Raw genomic sequence first — 18,857 nt, 5'->3', positions numbered from 1 at the left:
TAATATAAAGGTGTATTTCTTAATTGTTTTTACTCAATTCTTGCTTTAAATGCTTTAAATTTTTATTATACTGCTTATGATACTTACTTAAGTCTTTCCCTGTCAACGGTAATTTATTCATATCATAGTCTTCTAATTTCGTACTAATATCAATCGTTTGTTGTCTCGTTTCATAATAGTTCTGCAAACTGTAATACATTTCTATCGCACTTTGACGCGCTTTAGTAGTTTCGCTATCCGTTACATTCGATTGGTTCAAGTCTTCAATCTGTTTTGAAATCAGTGGTTCTATTTTATTTTTGATTACTGATTTCGTTTGTTTCGGATCTACACCATCCAGATATTTTTTAGCTACATCTTGCAGCTGCTTATTGTTATCTTTCAACTTACTGACAAGGGCATTTGCACTTTTTGTTTCTCCAGCTTTTTTAGCATCTGAAACTTTAATCTCTAATTGCGCTCGGCGTTTTTCAAACAGACGTGTGTAATTCAAAATATCTTCGTTAGCTTTAATAGATTGGTTGCACAGATGAATATAAGCTCTATCATCTTTTAAAGCTTTCTCTTGCTTATCTACTTCTTTCAAATATTGACTTCTTAAGGCTTTTACATCTTTAGTACCTGCAGGAAGTGCTTTCGCTGCTTCCTTATATGATTGAAAGGCTGGCATCAATTTCTTGTCCATATCCTTGCTCATCTGTTCAAAATCTTCTTGATTTCTATCGGTTAAATCTGACTTGCTCAGTTCATTCAAACGATTCAAATGCATATCATCCATTACCTTTTTGACATGATTCTGTTTCTTGTCTACTTCAGACATAGATTGTTCGAATTGATTTAAATCAGACTGAGTTCTATTGCCGCATGCTGCTAATGAAATGGTCACAATAACCAGCAATATTGTCAGAAGCCATGTTTTCATGTTCGTTCACTCCTGTCTGTTTCTCTAATTTCTCTATTTAAGGTTTGAGTATGTCAGATTCCATATTATAATACCTATAAGACTTTTACAAAAGGACGGTTAACTATGTACACAAAGACACAGCCGCTCATTAGTGATGCGAACTTATTAGTAGTGTATCATAATCTTTTTAAAGACTATGAAGATTTATTATTCGGATTATTGAACACGCCGGTAAAATCAGTGCATCATATCGGTGGAACTGCACATTTCAACTATGCTACTGAGCCGATTTTAGATATTTTGGTAGGTGTGAATAATCTGCATGATATTACGGCTTTAGATGAGAAACGTTTAAATTATGCGGGTTTTTACCGTATTCACCATCACTATAAGAAAAAAGTAATGATGGTAAAGTTTAATAATCTGATTGAGCTCAAACAACAAGTAAGGTTACATATTTTGCAAATTGAATCTAAAGCTTACTCGGATTACTTACAGATGCAGGACGCTTTAGAGCGGTCCAACTCTCTAGGCTCTCTTTTCAAAGAAGAAAAAGAACTGTTGCATGCTTCTACGCAATCAATCCGTGAATATGAGGTGCAAAAAGAAAAATTATTTGCGAAATTGTCTCGGCAATATTTGGATTAGGTGTTAGATTGTATTTCGCAATTGAGGTAATCATTGGTATAATAAATAGATGAAAATAATTGAAAGGGAGTTCTATCCTTGCTTAAAGATGACATCCTAAAGGAACTGAAAAAGGTTCTGCCAGAAGAAATTATTAAAGTTGATGAACCATTAAAACGCTATACTTATACGCAAACTGGAGGAAATGCGGACTTTTATTTAAGTCCAACTACTAATGATGAAGTGCAAGCGATTAATCACTTTGCGAGAATGCACAATATTCCGGTAACGTATTTAGGAAATGGTTCTAATATTATTATCCGTGAGGGTGGTATCCGCGGTATTGTATTGAGTTTATTATCGATGGATTATATAAAGGTTGAAGATAATGTGATTATTGCGGGAAGTGGCGCTGCAATTATCGATGTTTCTCGTAAAGCACGCGATAAGGCTTTAACTGGCTTGGAATTTGCTTGCGGTATTCCGGGTTCTGTCGGTGGTGCTGTGTTTATGAATGCGGGTGCTTATGGCGGCGAAATCCGTGACTGTATTGAACATGCGGTTTGTGTCAATGAACGCGGTGAATTGGTGACTTTGACTCGTGATGAATTGGAATTGGGTTACCGTAGCAGTATTGTGCAAAAGCAGCATTTGGTGGTGCTTGAAGCGGCCTTTAATTTAACACCGGGTAATCAAGAAGATATCCAAGCTGTAATGGATGATTTGACTGAGCGTCGTGAAACGAAGCAACCACTTGAATATCCTTCTTGCGGCAGTGTCTTCCAACGACCTCCTGGCCACTTTGCCGGCAAATTGATCCAAGACTCAGAGTTGCAAGGACATCGTATCGGCGGTGTAGAAGTTTCGAAAAAACACGCTGGATTTATGGTGAATGTCGATAATGGTACAGCCACAGATTATGAAGATTTAATCCACCATGTTCAAAAGGTCGTTAAAGAAAAATTTGATGTAGAGCTACATCCGGAAGTTCGCATCATCGGAGAATATCCTGAAGGACATCGTTAAGGATGCAGTTATGACGGAATATGATAATAACGACATTCCTATCGTACATGGAATAGATTTAGATGACGAAACACGCTGCAGCCACTATCACACGCCACTTGATGTAGTAGCCATGCGCTTTAAATGTTGTGATAAGTATTACGCTTGTATTTATTGCCATAATGAATGTGAAGATCATGAACCCATCCCTTGGTCCAAGGATGAACAAGATGTCTTAGCGGTGATGTGCGGCTTCTGTAAATATGAGATGACTATTCGCGAATATGTGAATACTGATAAGTGCCCCAATTGCGGTGCAACCTTTAATCCAAGATGTGAGGCACATTATCCTTATTATTTTACTTTATGAAATCTAGTATAGCTGAAATGACTTCGATGTTGTTTCAGCTTTTAGTTTTGTGAATTTTTGAAGATGATATTTTATTATTGGTTGATTTAGTTTTAGTTAGTTGAATTGGAATTTGGGAAAAGTATTTCGGCGCCTTGACTCGGTAAAGTTGACTGGGATGGCGGAAGGTCGGGGAGGTATGTTGCGTTTATTGGACACGTTGGCTCGAATCTTGGCCCATATATCCGTTTATTGGACATGTTGGCTCGAATCTTGGCCGATATATTCGTTTATTGGACACGTTCACCTCATTCTTGGCCGATATATCCGCCACCCCAACTCACATCCAGTTAACTCCTGCTCATTCAACCACACTCAAGAAATTTACGATTCTCAAATCTCGTCATAAAAAATAAAATACACCAACTTTCTCTTTAATTAGAAAGTTGGTGCATTTTTTCGAAGTTTGTACCCCCATCCAAACTCCTTTTAACTTCAAGTTTATTTTACAACTTCTTTCAACTCATCAATTTGTTTCATAGTTGTTGTAGTTGAACCTGATGCAAAGTACCATAATTTTGGATCAAGATTATAAACTTTGTCATCTTTGATTGCTTTAACATTTTTGATGACATCGTTGCCTAATGTTTGTTTAGCAGTAGATTTTTCGCCGATAGCTTGGCCGCGGTCCATTGCTAAGATAACATCAGGATTTTTTTCGTTGATATATTCGTTAGTAACGTTTTGGCCATGTGGACCTGCTTTAATGTCTTTGTCTGCTGGTTTGAAACCTAAAGTAGAATATACAAGGCTACCGAAACGTTCTTTAGGACCATATGTTGAAAGTTCACCTTCGTTTACAAGCAAGTACATTACTGATTTATCGAATTTTTTAGTTTTATCTTTCATGTCAGCAATTTTATCATCTAAATCTTTATTCAATGATTTGGCTTTATCTTCTTTATCGTAGATTTTACCTAAGTTTTCAGTGTTTTTCTTCATTGATTTAACATAGTCTTTATCGTCAGCACCTACATAAACAACTTTAGCTTTTGGTGCTGCTTTTTTGAATTCATCAATATTTTTTTGGTTAGCTGTTCTGCCAGAAATAAAGATAACTTCTGGTTTAGCTTGTGCTACTTTATCAAAGTTTACTTCTTTTAAAGATCCTGTGTTGATGTATTTATCATCTTTAAAATCTTTTAAGAAATCAGGTAAAGAGCTATCGTTTTCGCCTTTAGGCATACCTTTTACTTTATCAGCAACTCCTAATTCTTTTAATGTATCTAATGCACCATAATCTAAGACAATCGCATTTTTAGGATTCACTGGTACTTCAACAGTATCTTTTACTTGCTTAGAATCACTGCCTTTTGGATCTTTACCACTTAATTCATAATCATTTTCAATCTTAACTGTTTTGTTCTCTGACTCGCCTTTTTTAGATTCATCTTTAGATGAACTGTCATTGCCGCATGCTGCAAATAAAAACATAATACTAATTAATAAAAATAAGCCTAGTTTCTTCATTTTTTCCCTTTTCCTCCTAAAATGTCTATCGTTCCCACCTTATATTGCCACGAAAAATTCAGCATCACCCTCTCAAAGTTGTCGGTTTAATCATAATAAAGACAGATTCTTTGTCCATTGACGGACTCAATTTGTACATCCATATCGTATAAACACTTCAAAGTTTCAGGTTGGATAACTTGATCTCTATGAGCTGCCTTAATCAATTGGCCATCTTTCATCGCAATTACATCATCTGAGTAGCAAGATGCAAAGTTAATATCATGAAGTACGATAATAATCGTTTTACCGACTTCGCGTGTTAATTGACGTAAAGTCTTCATAATTTGCACAGAATATTTCATATCTAAATTATTTAAAGGCTCATCAAGTAAAATATATTCTGTATCTTGTGCGATAGTCATCGCAATATAAGCACGTTGTCTTTGTCCACCAGATAATGTTTTCAAATTACGGTCTTTAATTTCTTGTAATTGCAATAAATCTAAAGCTTCATTAATTTTTTCTTTATCTGTTTTAGTAAGGCGTCCTTTTGAATAAGGAAAACGACCGAACGCGACAAGTTGCTCTACCGTAATATTAAGTTCGGTATGATTGGTTTGCTTTAATACTGAAAGCTTCTTCGCAATTTCATTACTTTTGAAATTCTCAAGCGACTCTTCTTCCAGTTTGATTTGACCGGAGTCTATATCAATCAACCGACTGATAGCAGATAACAAAGTACTTTTTCCGGCCCCATTCGGTCCAATTAAAGAAGTCAATCGTCCCTTTTGTATCGTCACATCAATCGATTGTAATATAGGCTTGTCTTGAATTGATTTATTCAAGTTTTCAACACTGATCATTGCGCGTTCCTCCTACTGATTAATAGATAAATAAAGTACGTACCGCCGACGAGATTAATTAAAATGCTGACTTCAGTTGTAGCTTCAAAGAGATGTTCTACGATCCATTCGGCTGAGAACAAACTGATCCAACTTAATAAAATCGTGGCCGGCAATAAAAATTTATGTTCGTAAGTCTTCATAATTTCATGTGCTACATTGACCGTTAACAAACCTAAGAAGGTAATCGGTCCTACTAAAGCTGTGGCAATAGCTGTCAATACCGCTACCATTATCATCAATAAGCGTGTTACTCTGGTGTAATTGACACCAAGGTTGATGGCTTGTGCTTTGCCTAATAGTAAAACATCCAAATAAGGCAAGATGATAATTGTAACAATAATTAATGCAACCAGTACTACCCCACAGACCGCTACTAATTTTTCATTAGAAGCATTGAAGTTCGCAAACATTGAACTTTGGACGGCTAAGAATTCTTCAGGATTGATGACTAGCTCTATAAACCCTGTGATACTGCGGAAGAAAGTTCCAAGAATCACACCGATTAATAAAATAAAATACACTGAAAAGTTTCCGTATTTGAAAATTACTTGGAACAATAAAAGTGCGAATAATATCATAGCTACTAAAGTCAGCGCGAAGTTCAAATAGAGATTGGTAACCGCAATCGACTGGACTCCGAAGACAAAGATAAGCAGCACTTTGACAAACATGTACACTGCGTCTAGACCCATCATGGAAGGTGTCAGTAATCGATTGACCGTAATCGCTTGAAAAATAATAACCGAGGTGCCGATAGCTCCCCCTACCAGCAACATTAAAATCAATTTACGGACCCGGCTTTGGAGTTGATATTCTAAAATATCCCAATCAATGCCGAGAAACAAATAAAGGACGCCTGTGATTATAGTAATTGTTATAAGTATAAGTAATTTAGTTGTCAGATGATTAGCTTTCATAGTTGCGGCTTCCTTTCAACAACATGGCTAAGAAAATAAAAGTACCGAAGACTCCTAATGTAAGTCCGATGTTGATTTCGTAAGGATAGACAATCAATCGCCCGATGATATCAGAAAAGAGCACGAAGATTGCACCGAGTAAAGCGGTATGTGGTAAAGCGTGCTTTAGATGATCGCCACGGTAAATTGACACAATGTTAGGCACTATTAGTCCTAAAAAAGGTAATGCGCCGACAGTTACCACAACTAATGCAGTCATTGTCGCAGTGATGGCTAGTCCATACATCATAATCCGTTCATAATTGACACCGAGATTATGACTGAAGTCTTTTCCCATACCAGCAATCGTAAAATAATTGGCAAAGATATAAGTCACGATCAGTAAAGGAATGCTGAGATATAAAACTTCGTACCGACCGCTAGTGATGACTGCGAAGTTACCGTTCAACCAGTTGCCGATGCTTTGAACTGCATTCGTACGCAAGGCAATAAAGGTTGTAAGACTGGATATAATACCGCCGATCATGATACCGAGAAGCGGGACGAAGATGACATCTTTGAAGCGGATAACCTGTATCAACTTCATAAAGAAAAATGTTCCTGTGATGCTTAATAATATAGCAAAGATAAGTTTAACGAGAATGTGTGCTTGCGGGAAAAATAAGAGCGCGATTAAAATACCTAATTTTGCCCATTCCATCGTTCCTGCAGTGGTAGGACTGACAAATTTATTCTGCATCATCTGCTGCATAATTAAGCCAGCTAAAGCAAGAGAGCTTCCAGAAATAATAATGCTGACAGTCCGAGGAACACGGCTTGAAAATAGTATGTTGCGTTGTTCAGCAGACAAATGAAAGATATCTGCTAATCCAAGTTGGCTGACGCCGATAAATAAAGATAAGATGCTTAAGACGATAAAAATTAAAAATAATATAGGTCCGCGCATCAGCTGCCTGATAATCATAAACTGCTTATATCCTTTCTTGATCTGATGAAATTTTCTCTATGTATTTATTAGTGGAAATGATAATCATTATCACTTAATATCTATCCTATCATGTAAAAATTTTTTAGCAATAGGTTTTTGTATTTTCAATTTTTTTCTAACATGTTTTCGGATTAAATATGTAATATTCATGTATTTTAACTTTCAAAAAGTAAAAACTCCTCACACATTAATTAAATTACTCCTTAGAATTTACAAACTAATTCGAAATAATAAATTACATATCGATATGTATGAAAATATATAAAAATAGCTACGAGGAAATCTGAAACGATAGATTTCTTCATAGCTATTTTTTAAATCCAGCTTTATATTCTCATAAAATAGTTCGAAGTTAATCCCCCTAAACCTCGATAACTAATCTTTATTTAACAACCTTTTCTAATTCATCGATTTCTCTGATTGTTGTAGCAGTTGAACCTGAAGCGTAGAACCATAATTTCGGATCAAGCTCATAAACTTTATTATCTTTTATTGCTTTTACATTTTTGATAACATCATTTTTCAGCAATTGTTTATCACTAGATTTACCAGTCATTAATTGACCACGGTCCATGAGTAAAACAATTTTAATTACTCTATTAAAAAAGCGCTGAATCTTAACTGCTAAGCAACAGCAAGATTCAACGCTCTCTTTGTTATTATTTATTTTTCTTCATCATCAAAAATAAAATCTTCATCTTGTAAAGCCTCGACATTTAAAGCTAGTGTATAACCATCACCTTTAACCGAGAAGAAGTCATGGTTTTTCGTTGAAGTGTCTAATGCATTTTCGATAATCGGATTGAATTCACGCTCTTCAAAGTAAGGCTCGAATCCTAAGTTTGAAAGTGCCTTATTTCCATTGTAACGTACGTAATTTAAGACGTCCTCTGTTAATCCGATATCATCATATAGTTTATGAGTATAAGATACTTCGTTTTTGTATAATTCTTCTAAAAGTTTATACATGTGTTGATCAGCACGTTGCTTTTCATTCTCAGAAAGTTCATTACGTAGATGTTGCGCATCTAGGCCTGTAAATACACCGTGAATCGATTCATCAAGTAGAATTTTACGGATAATTTCACCTGATGTTGTCATGCGTCCTTGCCCAGCAAGATATAAAGGATAATAGAAACCAGAATAAAATAAGAATGTTTCTAAGAATACACTAGAGACACGTGCAATATATTGATCATAAATTGAAGCTTCTTTTCCCCAAAGTTTATGATAATTACCAACGATTTTATCTGATTTATATTTTAGATGCGGTTCTTCTAATACCCATGTATCTAGTAAATAGTTTGTTTCACTAGAGGGTAGTAATGTTGTGAAAATATGAGAGTAACTTTTAGCGTGAATTTGTTCCATCATTGCCATAAAGGAATAAACTGCTTTTTTACGCAAATCTTTAGTGTGAAGCATAATTAATGGCATTCCATCATCAGCTTGATGTGTATCTAAACCAGTTAGACCTGCCAATGCTTTTTTAAATGTATCTTGTTCCTCAGGTGTTAAAGTTTTCCAACTTGCAATATCTTTAGAGACTTTAAATTCTGTTTCTACCCACATTTGGGAAATGTTTTGTCGCCAAAACATATTAGTCATGTCTTCCTGCGTGTTCCAATTGACAGCGATCATCAATGTGCATTCTCCATTCTTCATTTAATTTTAGTTTATCGTCAAGTGCTTAAAGGAGGGACCACTTACACACATACTGTCATTGTGTAAAGTCGTCCCGATTTAATAATTGTCAGCTCTAATTTTTAAGTTAATTTGTTAAATTGCACAACTTGTACATTCATCTACGCTCAATAATTTATTACGTGTATAATAAAGAGATTTCAATCCTTTATGATGTGCATAAACATATAGGCGTGATAATTCACGTGTTGAGATTTCTGAGTTCACATATAGGATTGTTGAAATCCCTTGGTCAACGTGTTGTTGAATTGTAGCTACTAAATCAATTAAACGCATTTGATCAGTGTTAAATGCTGATTTATAGTACCACATTGTTTTAGGAGATAAGAATGGCATTGGATAGAATGTTTCTGAGTTGCCATAAGTACGACGTTCAATTTGATCTACAATCGGCATTACTGAACTTGTTGCATTCTGCACATAAGAAATACTTTGTGTAGGCGCTATTGCTAAACGATATGCATGATATAAACCATATTCCTTAACATCTTCTTCAAGTGCTTTCCAATCTTCAGCTGTTGGAATTTCTAGGCCTTCAAATAGTGCTTTGACTTTTTCATACTCAGGAACAATGTCAGCTTGAGTGTACTTTTCAAAATACTTGCCACTCGCATAATCAGATTTATCGAAATCTTGATAAGCTTCGCCACGTTCTTTAGCTGTTTGCATTGAACGTTCAATTGAGTAATAGTTCATTGTCATAAAGAATACATTTGCAAAGTCTTTTGCTTCTTCAGATTCATAACCAATTTGGTTTTTAGCAAGGTAACCATGCAAGTTCATAACGCCAAGTCCTACTGAATGCAATTCGCTGTTTGCTTTGCGTACACCTGGAGCATTTTGAATATTAGCTTCATCACTTACAACTGTTAAAGCATCCATACCTGTATGCACAGAATCTCTGAATTTGCCTGATTCCATCACGTTAACAATATTTAATGAACCTAAGTTACATGAAATGTCACGTTTGATTTCATCTTCTATACCATAATCATTAATGATTGATGTTTCTTGTAATTGGAAAATCTCAGTACATAAGTTACTCATTTTGATTTGGCCAATATTAGAATTAGCGTGAACTTTGTTTGCGTTATCTTTAAACATTAAATAAGGATATCCTGATTGCAATTGTGTTTGTGCAATTGTATTCAACATTTCACGTGCATCTTTTTTATGTTTTAAAATATTTGGGTTTGCAACCATATCATCGTAATATTTATCAAGATCAATATCATCTAAGGTTACGCCATACTCGTTATACACTGTATGTGGTGCGAACATGTAGAAATCTTCGCCCTTTTTCGCAAGTTCAAAGAATTTAGCAGGCACAATTAAACCAGTAGAAATCGTTGATAAGCGGATATCTTCATCTGCGTTTACTTTTTTAGTGTCTAAAAATTCTTCAACATCGTAATGGAATATATTTAAATATACTGCGCCAGCTCCTGGTCTTTGACCAAGTTGATCTGCGTAACTAAAGCCGCCTTCTAATGATTTTGCAACAGGCAATACACCTTTTGCTACACCTTTAATGCCCTTGATTGCTTCACCGCGCGCACGTAGTTTAGATAAGTTGATTGCTACGCCGCCTCCGATTTTACTCAATTGTTTCGCTGTTGAATCAATAAAGTTAATTGAATTCAAGCTGTCATCTACTTCTAATAAGAAACATGAAACAAGTTCGCCTCGACGTGCACGACCTGCATTTAAGAATGTCGGTGTTGCAGGTTGGTAGCGTTGTTCAATCATAGAGGAAATGAATTGACGTGCTTGTGCTTTATCGCCATCTGCTAGATAAAGCGCTACGATTGTCGCGTGTTGCGGGTAATCTTCTAAATATTGTTGTTTATCGTTAGTTTTAAGTGCATAGTCTTTGAAAAATTTACTTGCAGACATATAGCTGGCAAATTTGAATGGTATACTGCGCGCAAAATCAGTTAATTCTTTCAAATCTTCCTCGCTGTATTGTGCAAAAACATCTACATAGAAATCATTGTCGACAAGATAGTGCAAACGCTCAATTTCACTATCGAAATAAATAGTATGATCTTTAATCTCTTCAAGATAAACTTCTAGCGCTTCTTGGTCTTTTTCCAAACTGAAAAAGCCGTCTTCTTTACGCTTTGTTACCTCATTATTTAATTCAATATGATTATATTGCTTTTCGTTCATTGTCTTCATAAAAATGCCCCACCTTATCTTTAAACTCTTCAACGTCTTTTTGTGTTCCTTGTACTTCAAATTTCATTAAAAGAGGCACGAGGTATTCTCTGGATATTGTATCGCTGGCTTTTGCGAAGTTTTGTCCCCAATTTCGATTACCGCTTCCAACTACTCCTCTTATCATTGTGCCGTTATGTTGCAAGAATGTCTTGACGACATCCGGTACTTCTCCAAATCCGATGGTACTAGTGACCAATATATAAGGTTCATCTATGCGTATTTCCGCACAGTTATCATTTGTGATTTCTAAGGTGTTATCAAAGCCTGTTCTTGTTATAAACCGTCTTACATTTCCTGTGAATGAGAAATAAACTACCTTCATTGAATCACCCGCTTTCTTATAAAGAACGCGTCATTCTTTATCTCCATAGATTAAAGCAGAAGCCATAAATAAAAAACATGACAGGCTGTCTTATTGCTATTGTTGTTTCTTGAATGAGACTTTATGACTGCTGCATGTTTGCATTTGATAATGATATTAGAATGCACTTTCCTTTAACACTATATGTAGTGGTCATTCAATTTACGAGCTGTATATATTTGAATCTTCACCTTATCATTTTATCAGTTTCACATTGAACGCATTTACAAGAATACCAACGCGTTTGAACTACTTTCAACCATTAATAACACTTTAATCATGAATTAATCGCTTAAACGTTACTTTGTACTTTTAAAATAATAAGGTGTGAAAATGCATTAAAATAGTTAATTTTAAATTTAGCATTTTTCAACTTAACCACAACATATAGTGTCGGTTTTCGTTCTTCAATACTATATTATGTGATTCATTATACCTAACACACTTTGTAATTTCAAAGAGAATCATTGCCCGAAAATTATTTTTAAATTGTCATAATCGATGTAATGACCGTCACATCTATCGTTAAGGAACAAAAATTTTTTAAAAAAAGCCCTCAAAATAAATAATTGTAGTTTTACCCTTGATTTTTTCAAAAATTATGCACTTCTTATGAAATCAAGCGTCTGCCATTCTGGACCTTGTAAGCTTGATACAACTATCTTAAAAATTTAACTATTTTCATCTTAAATACTATGTGAAACTTCAAACCTCACTAACAGAACGTATGTTCGATTTGATTATAACTATTCTATCAAAGAATTGCAAGGACTTATAGCAATAACAATTTGAATTATGCTAAGATGATATACGTTAAGTTTTGAAGAAAGTAGAGGCGAAAATATGGATCCGAAAATTAAAGGCATCATTGCTATCCTCATTTCAGCAATCGGCTTTAGTTTTATGTCGTTGTTCTTCAGACTTTCAGGTGATTTGCCTGTATTTCAAAAGTCTTTAGCACGTAATTTAGTTGCGATGTTGATTCCTTTATATTTCTTATATAAATATAAACAACCGATGTTCGGCAAATTGAGCAGTCAGCCCTTGTTGATTACCCGTTCTACTTTAGGTTTAGTCGGCGTATTATTAAATATTTATGCGATAGACCATATGTTGTTAAGTGATGCAGATACTTTAATGAAATTAAATCCTTTCTGGACGATTTTGTTAAGTTTAGTATTCTTACATGAGAAAGTGCGTAAATATCAAGTTACTGCTATGATTGTAGCCATTATAGGGATGTTATTTGTGGTACAGCCTCAATTTTCATCAGCTATGATACCTGCAATCGGCGGTTTATTCTCGGGTATTTTCGCCGCAGCTGCGTATACTTGTGTACGTGCCTTGAGCACTCGTGAAGCACCTTACACTATCGTGTTTTATTTTTCATTCTTCTCAATTGTAGCTTTAATTCCATTTGTAATCTTCACATATGAACCTATGTCTATGATACAAATCGTTTATCTCATCGGCGCCGGGTTATCTGCTGCAGTAGGTCAAATCGGCATCACCTTAGCCTACAGTTATGCCCCAGCACGTGACATTTCAATATTCACCTATGCATCTATCATCTTTACCGCTATCATGGGAATTGTCATCTTTGGTGAATCACCAGATTTATACGCTACACTCGGTTACGTTATTATTATTAGTGCAAGTTATTATATGTTTGAAAAAGCACGTCGGCAAGGACGTAAAAATAAACCTACCCGTGCACATAAAGGAGCGAAATAAAAGTGTCAAATGAAGGACGTAAAAAAGAAGAACTGGAAAACATTACGTTATTAGGCAATCAAAACAATACTTATCATTTCGATTATAGACCAGATGTTTTAGAAACTTTTGACAACAAACATCAAGGTCGCGATTACTTTGTTAAATTTAATTGTCCAGAATTCACTTCTCTCTGCCCTATTACAGGTCAACCTGATTTTGCGACAATTTATATATCTTATATTCCAAATATCAAAATGGTAGAATCAAAATCATTGAAACTTTATTTATTCAGTTTCAGAAATCATGGAGATTTCCATGAAGATTGTATGAATATCATTATGAATGATTTAATCGAATTAATGGATCCGCATTATATTGAAGTATGGGGAAAATTCACGCCACGAGGCGGTATCTCAATCGACCCTTATACTAACTATGGTCGTCCAAATTCAAAATACGAACAGATGGCTGAATACCGTATGATGAATCACGACTTATATCCAGAAAATATTGATAATCGTTAATATTAACGCTCCTATTTAGGGGCGTTTTTTAACAAAAAAATATTATTAAACTTTTTGTGTAATTATTACGTGATGAATACCACAATAATTTTCAGAATTTTCTTGTATAACTTTTCCTTATCGCTTAAAATAACATTTAAGCAGTTAGGGGGGAATTTATGAATAAAAAACAATATACACGAGAAGAAGTCGTCAACAGTGTGCCACGTACAGGCTTCTTCGGACATCCTAAAGGACTAAGCACTCTATTCTTTACTGAATTTTGGGAGAGATTCAGTTACTATGGTATGAAAGCCATTTTAGTTTACTATCTTTACTATTCAGTTGCTAAAGGCGGATTTGGGCTCGATGAATCTGTAGCCATGCAAATTGTAGCCTTATACGGGACATTAATTTATATGTCTGGAGTCATTGGCGGTTGGATAGCAGACCGAATCACAGGTACGCAGAATGCTGTATTTGTCGGTGGAATCTTTATTATGTTTGGTCACATCATCTTAAGCCTACCGGGCAGTTTAACAGCAGTTATGATTGCATTACTGCTCTTAATTATTGGTACAGGCCTCTTGAAACCAAACATTTCAACTACAGTGGGTGAGCTTTACGAGAAAAATGATCCACGTGTAGACTCAGCATTTACGATTTTCTACATGGGTATCAACGCAGGGGCTTTGTTGTCACCAATTATTACTGGATATTTACAAACACGTGTAGGTTTCCATGCTGGCTTCGCAACTGCTGCCATCGGTATGTTTATCGGACTTGTCGTTTATTGGACAAAACGTAAAAAATATTTGAATTTAGCGGGATTGACTGTACATAATCCTATGACTAAAAATGATGTGAAGAAATTCTCTATCATAACTATTGTGATTGCAGCGGCGTTCGCGCTCTATCTTATTATTTTAAAAGCATTTAACGCATTAACAATCGAAAACTTCAGTTTACTTGTTACTATCCTCGGAATTGCTTTACCAGTATTCATTGTGGCTCGTATGTTAATGAGTAAAGAAGCAACGTCTGAAGAAAAATCACGTGTTCGCAGTTACATTCCTTTGTATATTACATCAGTAGCATTCTGGATGATTCAAGAACAAGGTTCAACTATTCTTGCAAACTTTGCAGATAAAAATACACAACTAAAAATGTCTGAACTTACAGGCGGCGCAATTCATTTTGATATTCCAGCAGCTTGGTTCCAATCACTGAATCCTATCTTTATCGTTGCATTAGCACCTGTATTCGCAACTTTATGGGTGAAATTAGGAAAACGTAACCCATCTACAGTAATGAAATTTGCAATGGGCGCTATTATTGCTGGCCTATCTTATCTCATTATGATGATTCCATTAGCTGGAGGATTGCATGGAGCACTGATCAATCCTATATGGCTCATGCTCAGTTTCTTGCTTATTACAATCGGTGAACTTTGTATTTCTCCTGTTGGATTAGCGACTACTACTAAACTTGCACCTTATGCTTTCACAGCGCAAATGATGAGTTTATGGATGTTGAGTAATGCAACAGCCCAAGGATTAAACGCACAGCTAGTAGTACTTTATAAAGGTATGAATCCTTCTGAGTATTTCATGTATTCAGGCTTATTAACAATCATTATTGGTGTCTTGCTCATCGTAGTTTCTCCTATGGTTAAACGAGGCATGAAAGGTATTCATTAATCAATTTTAAAATATATTTCGGGGAGCGGGGACATAATGTCTCCGCTTCTTTTGTTTCCAAAGTAATTTATTCACTACTTTGACTGATAATTTGTAGATTAAATTGATGACTATAATAATCTGAAAATTGTTAATATTATTATTTTTAGAAAATTATTGAAACTATTAATTGATGAGAGTAAAATCTAATATAATCAGCCCGTTTAGGATAGAAAGGTCGGGATTAATTTGCAGAATAATTTGCATAATCAGCATGTTCAAGAAATTCCTCAAAAAGGTTTCTTCGGACATCCAAGAGGATTAGGAGTACTCTTCTTTGTAGAATTTTGGGAGAGATTCAGTTATTACGGAATGCGTGCACTCTTAATCTTTTACATGTTTTACGCCATTAAAGATGGCGGTTTGGGAATGGATGAAGTTACAGCACAATCTGTAATGTCTATTTATGGTTCACTTATTTTTATGACTACCATTATTGGAGGATGGGTAGCTGACAGAATCACAGGTACACGGGGCGCCACTATGTACGGTGCCGTATTGATTATCATCGGCCATGTGGTACTTAGTCTACCACTCGCAAATATTGGTTTATTTGTATCGATGTTCTTCATTATTATTGGTTCTGGTCTTATGAAACCGAATATTTCCAATATTGTAGGTCGCTTGTACCCTGAAAACGATTCACGTATCGATTCAGGTTTTGTTATTTTCTATATGTCAGTAAATATGGGTGCCTTAGTCGCGCCGCTTATTTTAAATCAATTCTCTGACAACCACAAATTCCACCAAGGCTTCTTAATTGCAGCAATTGGTATGGCTGTGGCACTTGTTATTTATTTGATTTTTAACAAACGTAATTTAGGAAATGTAGGCTTAAGACCTACTAACCCGCTCTCAGCAGTTGAAAAGAAACGTTATGGCATCATCGTAGGAGCAGTTGCAGCAATTATCGCTATCGTAATCTTGATTACTGTTCTTACAGGTACATTTACTTTCGATATGATTAGTACAACAGTATTAATCTTAGGTGTTGCATTGCCGATAATTTACTTCACGATCATGATTAGAAGTAAAGAGGTTTCTTCAGATGAACGTTCTCGTGTTATCGCATTTATTCCTTTGTTCATCATCGGAGTTATTTTCTGGTCAATTCAAGAACAAGGTTCTAACGTACTTAACATTTACGCTTTCAAAGGTACAGATATGACAATCAACCTATTTGGATGGACTTCAGGCTTTGGGAAAACCTACTTCCAATCTATTAATCCGCTATTCATCGTATTATTAGGTCCTGTTATTTCTTATATCTGGAAAAAAATGGGAGAACGTCAACCAAGTTTAGCTACTAAATTCGTTTGGGGTGCTGTATTAGCTGGTATCTCTTATATCATGATTGCCTTTGTAATGATGGGCAGCGGTGGTCATCAAATCACTGTAAACTGGGTAATTTTATCTTATATCATTTGTGTAATCGGTGAGCTATGTATTTCACCGACTGGTAATAGTGCTGCTGTAAAACTCGCACCTAAGGCCTTTAACTCACAAATGATGAGTTTATGGTTATTAACGAATGCTACTGCGCAAGCAATCAATGGTACATTAGTTAAACTCATTAAACCTTTAGGCTACCAAAATTATTTCTTATTCTTGGGCTGTTTAGCAGTAGTCATCGGTTTAGTCACACTGGCTTTTGTACCGAAAATTGTTAAAGGTATGCGTGGCATCCGCTAAATGTCACAATATTATTATTTTTTAGAAGGGATCAGATCGTTATTCTGTTCTAGTCCCTTTCCTTAATAAAAATAGCTAGGAAGAAATCTGTGATGAATTCTTCCTAGCTATTATTATTTTCTAGCAGCGAACACAACATAGTTCATGCGCTCTTTCAATTTATTCATTGTTTTAAACATAGTAATAAACATTGGACGATTTTCTTTTTTCAATGCATTACGAATAATTTTCATTGTTCCGAGTAAGCCTTCATCTCGAATCATTCCTGATGGCGTCATCAAACTCATAGCACCGATTTTAGAATTTATATTCTTAAAGCCTGCTTCTTTATAGAGTTGCGTCCAATCCGCTACTGGTAAGGGCGTGACTTTCACATTAATTGCATCGCTCAGTTGCTTCTGAACATGCGCTGTATCCTCAGGAGCAAGAATAGCAATATCATGTGTGAGTAATATACCTCCTGGTTTCAACACTCTATAGTATTCTGTTAAAGCTTTTTCTTTAGCTTTAACAGGCAGCATCGTTAACATCGCTTCGTTCAAAACAATATCAAAGGAATTATCATCAAATGGTAAATCCATAGCATTTGCTTGTTGAACATGAATTAAGTGTGTTAAATCTTGCTTCAGCACATTCTGCCTCCCTTTTTCTAACGCTTTCTTATTTAAATCTACAGCCTCTATTTCACAACCATACCGTTTCGCCAGCATGATGGAAGTCGTACACATATTACAAGCTACTTCTAAAACCTTCTTATCTTTTTGAAAATAACCTTTGTCGATCAACCAATCTGTTGCTTCTTTTCCACCAGGTCTTAAACGTGTCTTTCCTAATTTAGCTAAAAATGTATGGCCTGCTTCACCCATTATCCTCTAACCTCCTAATTGATAACTATTATCAATCAAAAAATAACACAAAAAAGTTTTAAAAAATACTGTTTAGACAAATATTCATAATATCGACGCAAAAAAATAGATTTGAGACACAAAAATGCCTCAAATCTACTTTACGCTATTCAGTAATACTTCTAATAAAAAAGATACTGTTTCAACCTTCTTTTTGGTAGCTTAGCTCGCCTGAATCAACGAAATATTATCTTTATTCCGCAGAGTACTCTTAATTATATTTCCTCATTTCCCAGGAAATACTTTTCTACTTCTTTCCAATTATTAACGCGCTCAAAATCTTCATTGTGAATATTATGCGCAGCAGTATACATTAATGACTTGCCAGTAAAACGCTCTAACTGGCGAGGATTATCATCAATTAAGTAATCAGCTTTAACAATATTTTTACGTCCGCAAAAGACAAAGTTTTGAGGATCTAAGAATGGAAAATGCATACGCAGCCATTCATACTTTTCATGGAAGGATGTTGGGACATCCATAGCAGCAGTCGCAATATAAATGTCATAATGCTGCGATAATTTTTCCACTACTTCTTGTGAGTCTTGAATCACTTCTAAATTTTTAAAGAAGCCAGGTTCTCTTAATACTTCATCTAAAACACCTTCATGTTCAGGCATAAAATGTCGGATTTTATTGCCGTCTAAAAGTGCTTCTTTGATACCTAAATCTGTACGTGCATTAACTTCTTCAATCAAGGCTTTGATTGTATCAGCTAATACTTCATCCATATCAATGGCAATCGATTTTCTCTCCATATTATGTAACTTCCTTTCCTCTTTATCCATTACGAGTATAGCATATCTC

17 protein-coding genes and 1 pseudogene are annotated in these 18,857 nt (G+C 35.3%); 7 read left to right on the top strand and 11 right to left on the bottom strand.

What is annotated here, in order from left to right; genetic code table 11:
* Window positions 1–19: 19 nt before the first annotated feature.
* Complete coding sequence (locus CNQ82_RS03630; protein WP_123144132.1) at window positions 20–922, bottom strand: EMYY motif lipoprotein; 903 nt, start codon at window positions 920–922, stop codon at window positions 20–22.
* Between the two features lie 105 nt (window positions 923–1,027).
* Here CNQ82_RS03630 and CNQ82_RS03625 point away from each other — a divergent pair, with 105 nt between their 5' ends.
* The 3 genes from CNQ82_RS03625 to CNQ82_RS03615 all read left to right on the top strand — a co-directional run bounded on the left by CNQ82_RS03625 (window position 1,028) and on the right by CNQ82_RS03615 (window position 2,906).
* Window positions 1,028–1,552 carry a GrpB family protein gene (locus CNQ82_RS03625; protein ID WP_123144131.1) on the top strand — a complete coding sequence of 175 codons (525 nt, stop codon included), beginning with the start codon at window positions 1,028–1,030 and terminating at the stop codon, window positions 1,550–1,552.
* Window positions 1,553–1,630: 78 nt separating this feature from the next.
* Entirely contained in the window at window positions 1,631–2,557 is a 927-nt protein-coding gene (murB, locus tag CNQ82_RS03620; protein ID WP_123144130.1) for a UDP-N-acetylmuramate dehydrogenase, read from the top strand.
* Window positions 2,558–2,567: 10 nt separating this feature from the next.
* Window positions 2,568–2,906, top strand: coding sequence for a CHY zinc finger protein (locus tag CNQ82_RS03615; protein ID WP_206125372.1), 339 nt, complete (start codon window positions 2,568–2,570; stop codon window positions 2,904–2,906).
* 480 nt (window positions 2,907–3,386) lie between these two features.
* On the opposite strand, the gene CNQ82_RS03610 is transcribed toward CNQ82_RS03615, so the two are convergent.
* The 8 genes and pseudogenes from CNQ82_RS03610 to nrdI all read right to left on the bottom strand — a co-directional run bounded on the left by CNQ82_RS03610 (window position 3,387) and on the right by nrdI (window position 11,456).
* Entirely contained in the window at window positions 3,387–4,415 is a 1,029-nt protein-coding gene (locus CNQ82_RS03610) for a ferrated catecholamine ABC transporter substrate-binding lipoprotein SstD (protein ID WP_123144129.1), read from the bottom strand.
* Window positions 4,416–4,501: 86 nt separating this feature from the next.
* A complete protein-coding gene (locus CNQ82_RS03605) occupies window positions 4,502–5,260 on the bottom strand; it encodes an iron ABC transporter ATP-binding protein (protein WP_123144128.1) in 759 nt (252 codons plus the stop codon).
* On the bottom strand, window positions 5,257–6,219 hold the full coding sequence (locus CNQ82_RS03600; protein ID WP_123144127.1) for an iron chelate uptake ABC transporter family permease subunit: 963 nt from the start codon (window positions 6,217–6,219) through the stop codon (window positions 5,257–5,259). The genes CNQ82_RS03605 and CNQ82_RS03600 overlap by 4 nt, the downstream gene beginning before the upstream one ends.
* Window positions 6,209–7,165: an ABC transporter permease gene (locus CNQ82_RS03595; RefSeq protein WP_420876465.1), complete on the bottom strand. Its 957-nt coding sequence runs from the start codon at window positions 7,163–7,165 to the stop codon at window positions 6,209–6,211. The genes CNQ82_RS03600 and CNQ82_RS03595 overlap by 11 nt, the downstream gene beginning before the upstream one ends.
* A 424-nt stretch (window positions 7,166–7,589) precedes the next feature.
* Window positions 7,590–7,793 (bottom strand): annotated as a pseudogene (locus tag CNQ82_RS03590) (iron ABC transporter substrate-binding protein); the annotation flags it as partial.
* Window positions 7,794–7,870: 77 nt separating this feature from the next.
* Window positions 7,871–8,848, bottom strand: a complete 978-nt coding sequence (nrdF, locus tag CNQ82_RS03585; protein ID WP_123144125.1) for a class 1b ribonucleoside-diphosphate reductase subunit beta — start codon at window positions 8,846–8,848, stop codon at window positions 7,871–7,873.
* A gap of 138 nt (window positions 8,849–8,986) precedes the next feature.
* Window positions 8,987–11,092, bottom strand: a complete 2,106-nt coding sequence (gene nrdE / locus CNQ82_RS03580; RefSeq protein WP_123144124.1) for a class 1b ribonucleoside-diphosphate reductase subunit alpha — start codon at window positions 11,090–11,092, stop codon at window positions 8,987–8,989.
* Window positions 11,064–11,456, bottom strand: coding sequence for a class Ib ribonucleoside-diphosphate reductase assembly flavoprotein NrdI (gene nrdI / locus CNQ82_RS03575; RefSeq protein WP_095106525.1), 393 nt, complete (start codon window positions 11,454–11,456; stop codon window positions 11,064–11,066). The genes nrdE and nrdI overlap by 29 nt, the downstream gene beginning before the upstream one ends.
* Before the next feature lie 882 nt (window positions 11,457–12,338).
* Between nrdI and CNQ82_RS03570 the strand changes: the two genes are divergently transcribed.
* The 4 genes from CNQ82_RS03570 (at window position 12,339) to CNQ82_RS03555 (ending at window position 17,145) form a co-directional block, all read left to right on the top strand.
* Complete coding sequence (locus tag CNQ82_RS03570) at window positions 12,339–13,229, top strand: DMT family transporter (protein ID WP_123144123.1); 891 nt, start codon at window positions 12,339–12,341, stop codon at window positions 13,227–13,229.
* A gap of 2 nt (window positions 13,230–13,231) precedes the next feature.
* Complete coding sequence (queF, locus tag CNQ82_RS03565) at window positions 13,232–13,735, top strand: preQ(1) synthase (protein ID WP_123144122.1); 504 nt, start codon at window positions 13,232–13,234, stop codon at window positions 13,733–13,735.
* Window positions 13,736–13,893: 158 nt separating this feature from the next.
* The gene (locus CNQ82_RS03560; RefSeq protein WP_123144121.1) at window positions 13,894–15,414 is read left to right on the top strand and encodes a peptide MFS transporter; all 1,521 of its coding nucleotides are present in this window, start codon (window positions 13,894–13,896) and stop codon (window positions 15,412–15,414) included.
* A 228-nt stretch (window positions 15,415–15,642) separates the two neighbouring features.
* A complete protein-coding gene (locus CNQ82_RS03555; RefSeq protein WP_123144120.1) occupies window positions 15,643–17,145 on the top strand; it encodes a peptide MFS transporter in 1,503 nt (500 codons plus the stop codon).
* A 113-nt stretch (window positions 17,146–17,258) separates the two neighbouring features.
* Here the strand turns inward: CNQ82_RS03555 and CNQ82_RS03550 are convergent, their stop codons facing one another.
* Window positions 17,259–18,014, bottom strand: coding sequence for a class I SAM-dependent methyltransferase (locus CNQ82_RS03550; RefSeq protein ID WP_123144119.1), 756 nt, complete (start codon window positions 18,012–18,014; stop codon window positions 17,259–17,261).
* A gap of 251 nt (window positions 18,015–18,265) precedes the next feature.
* Entirely contained in the window at window positions 18,266–18,808 is a 543-nt protein-coding gene (locus CNQ82_RS03545; RefSeq protein ID WP_123144118.1) for a 5' nucleotidase, NT5C type, read from the bottom strand.
* Window positions 18,809–18,857 lie beyond the last annotated feature (49 nt).

It is taken from the genome of Staphylococcus debuckii, from assembly GCF_003718735.1.
Taxonomy (GTDB): domain Bacteria; phylum Bacillota; class Bacilli; order Staphylococcales; family Staphylococcaceae; genus Staphylococcus; species Staphylococcus debuckii.
Note: the sequence above shows the minus strand (reverse complement) of the source record. Positions and strands in the feature narration are given on the sequence as shown.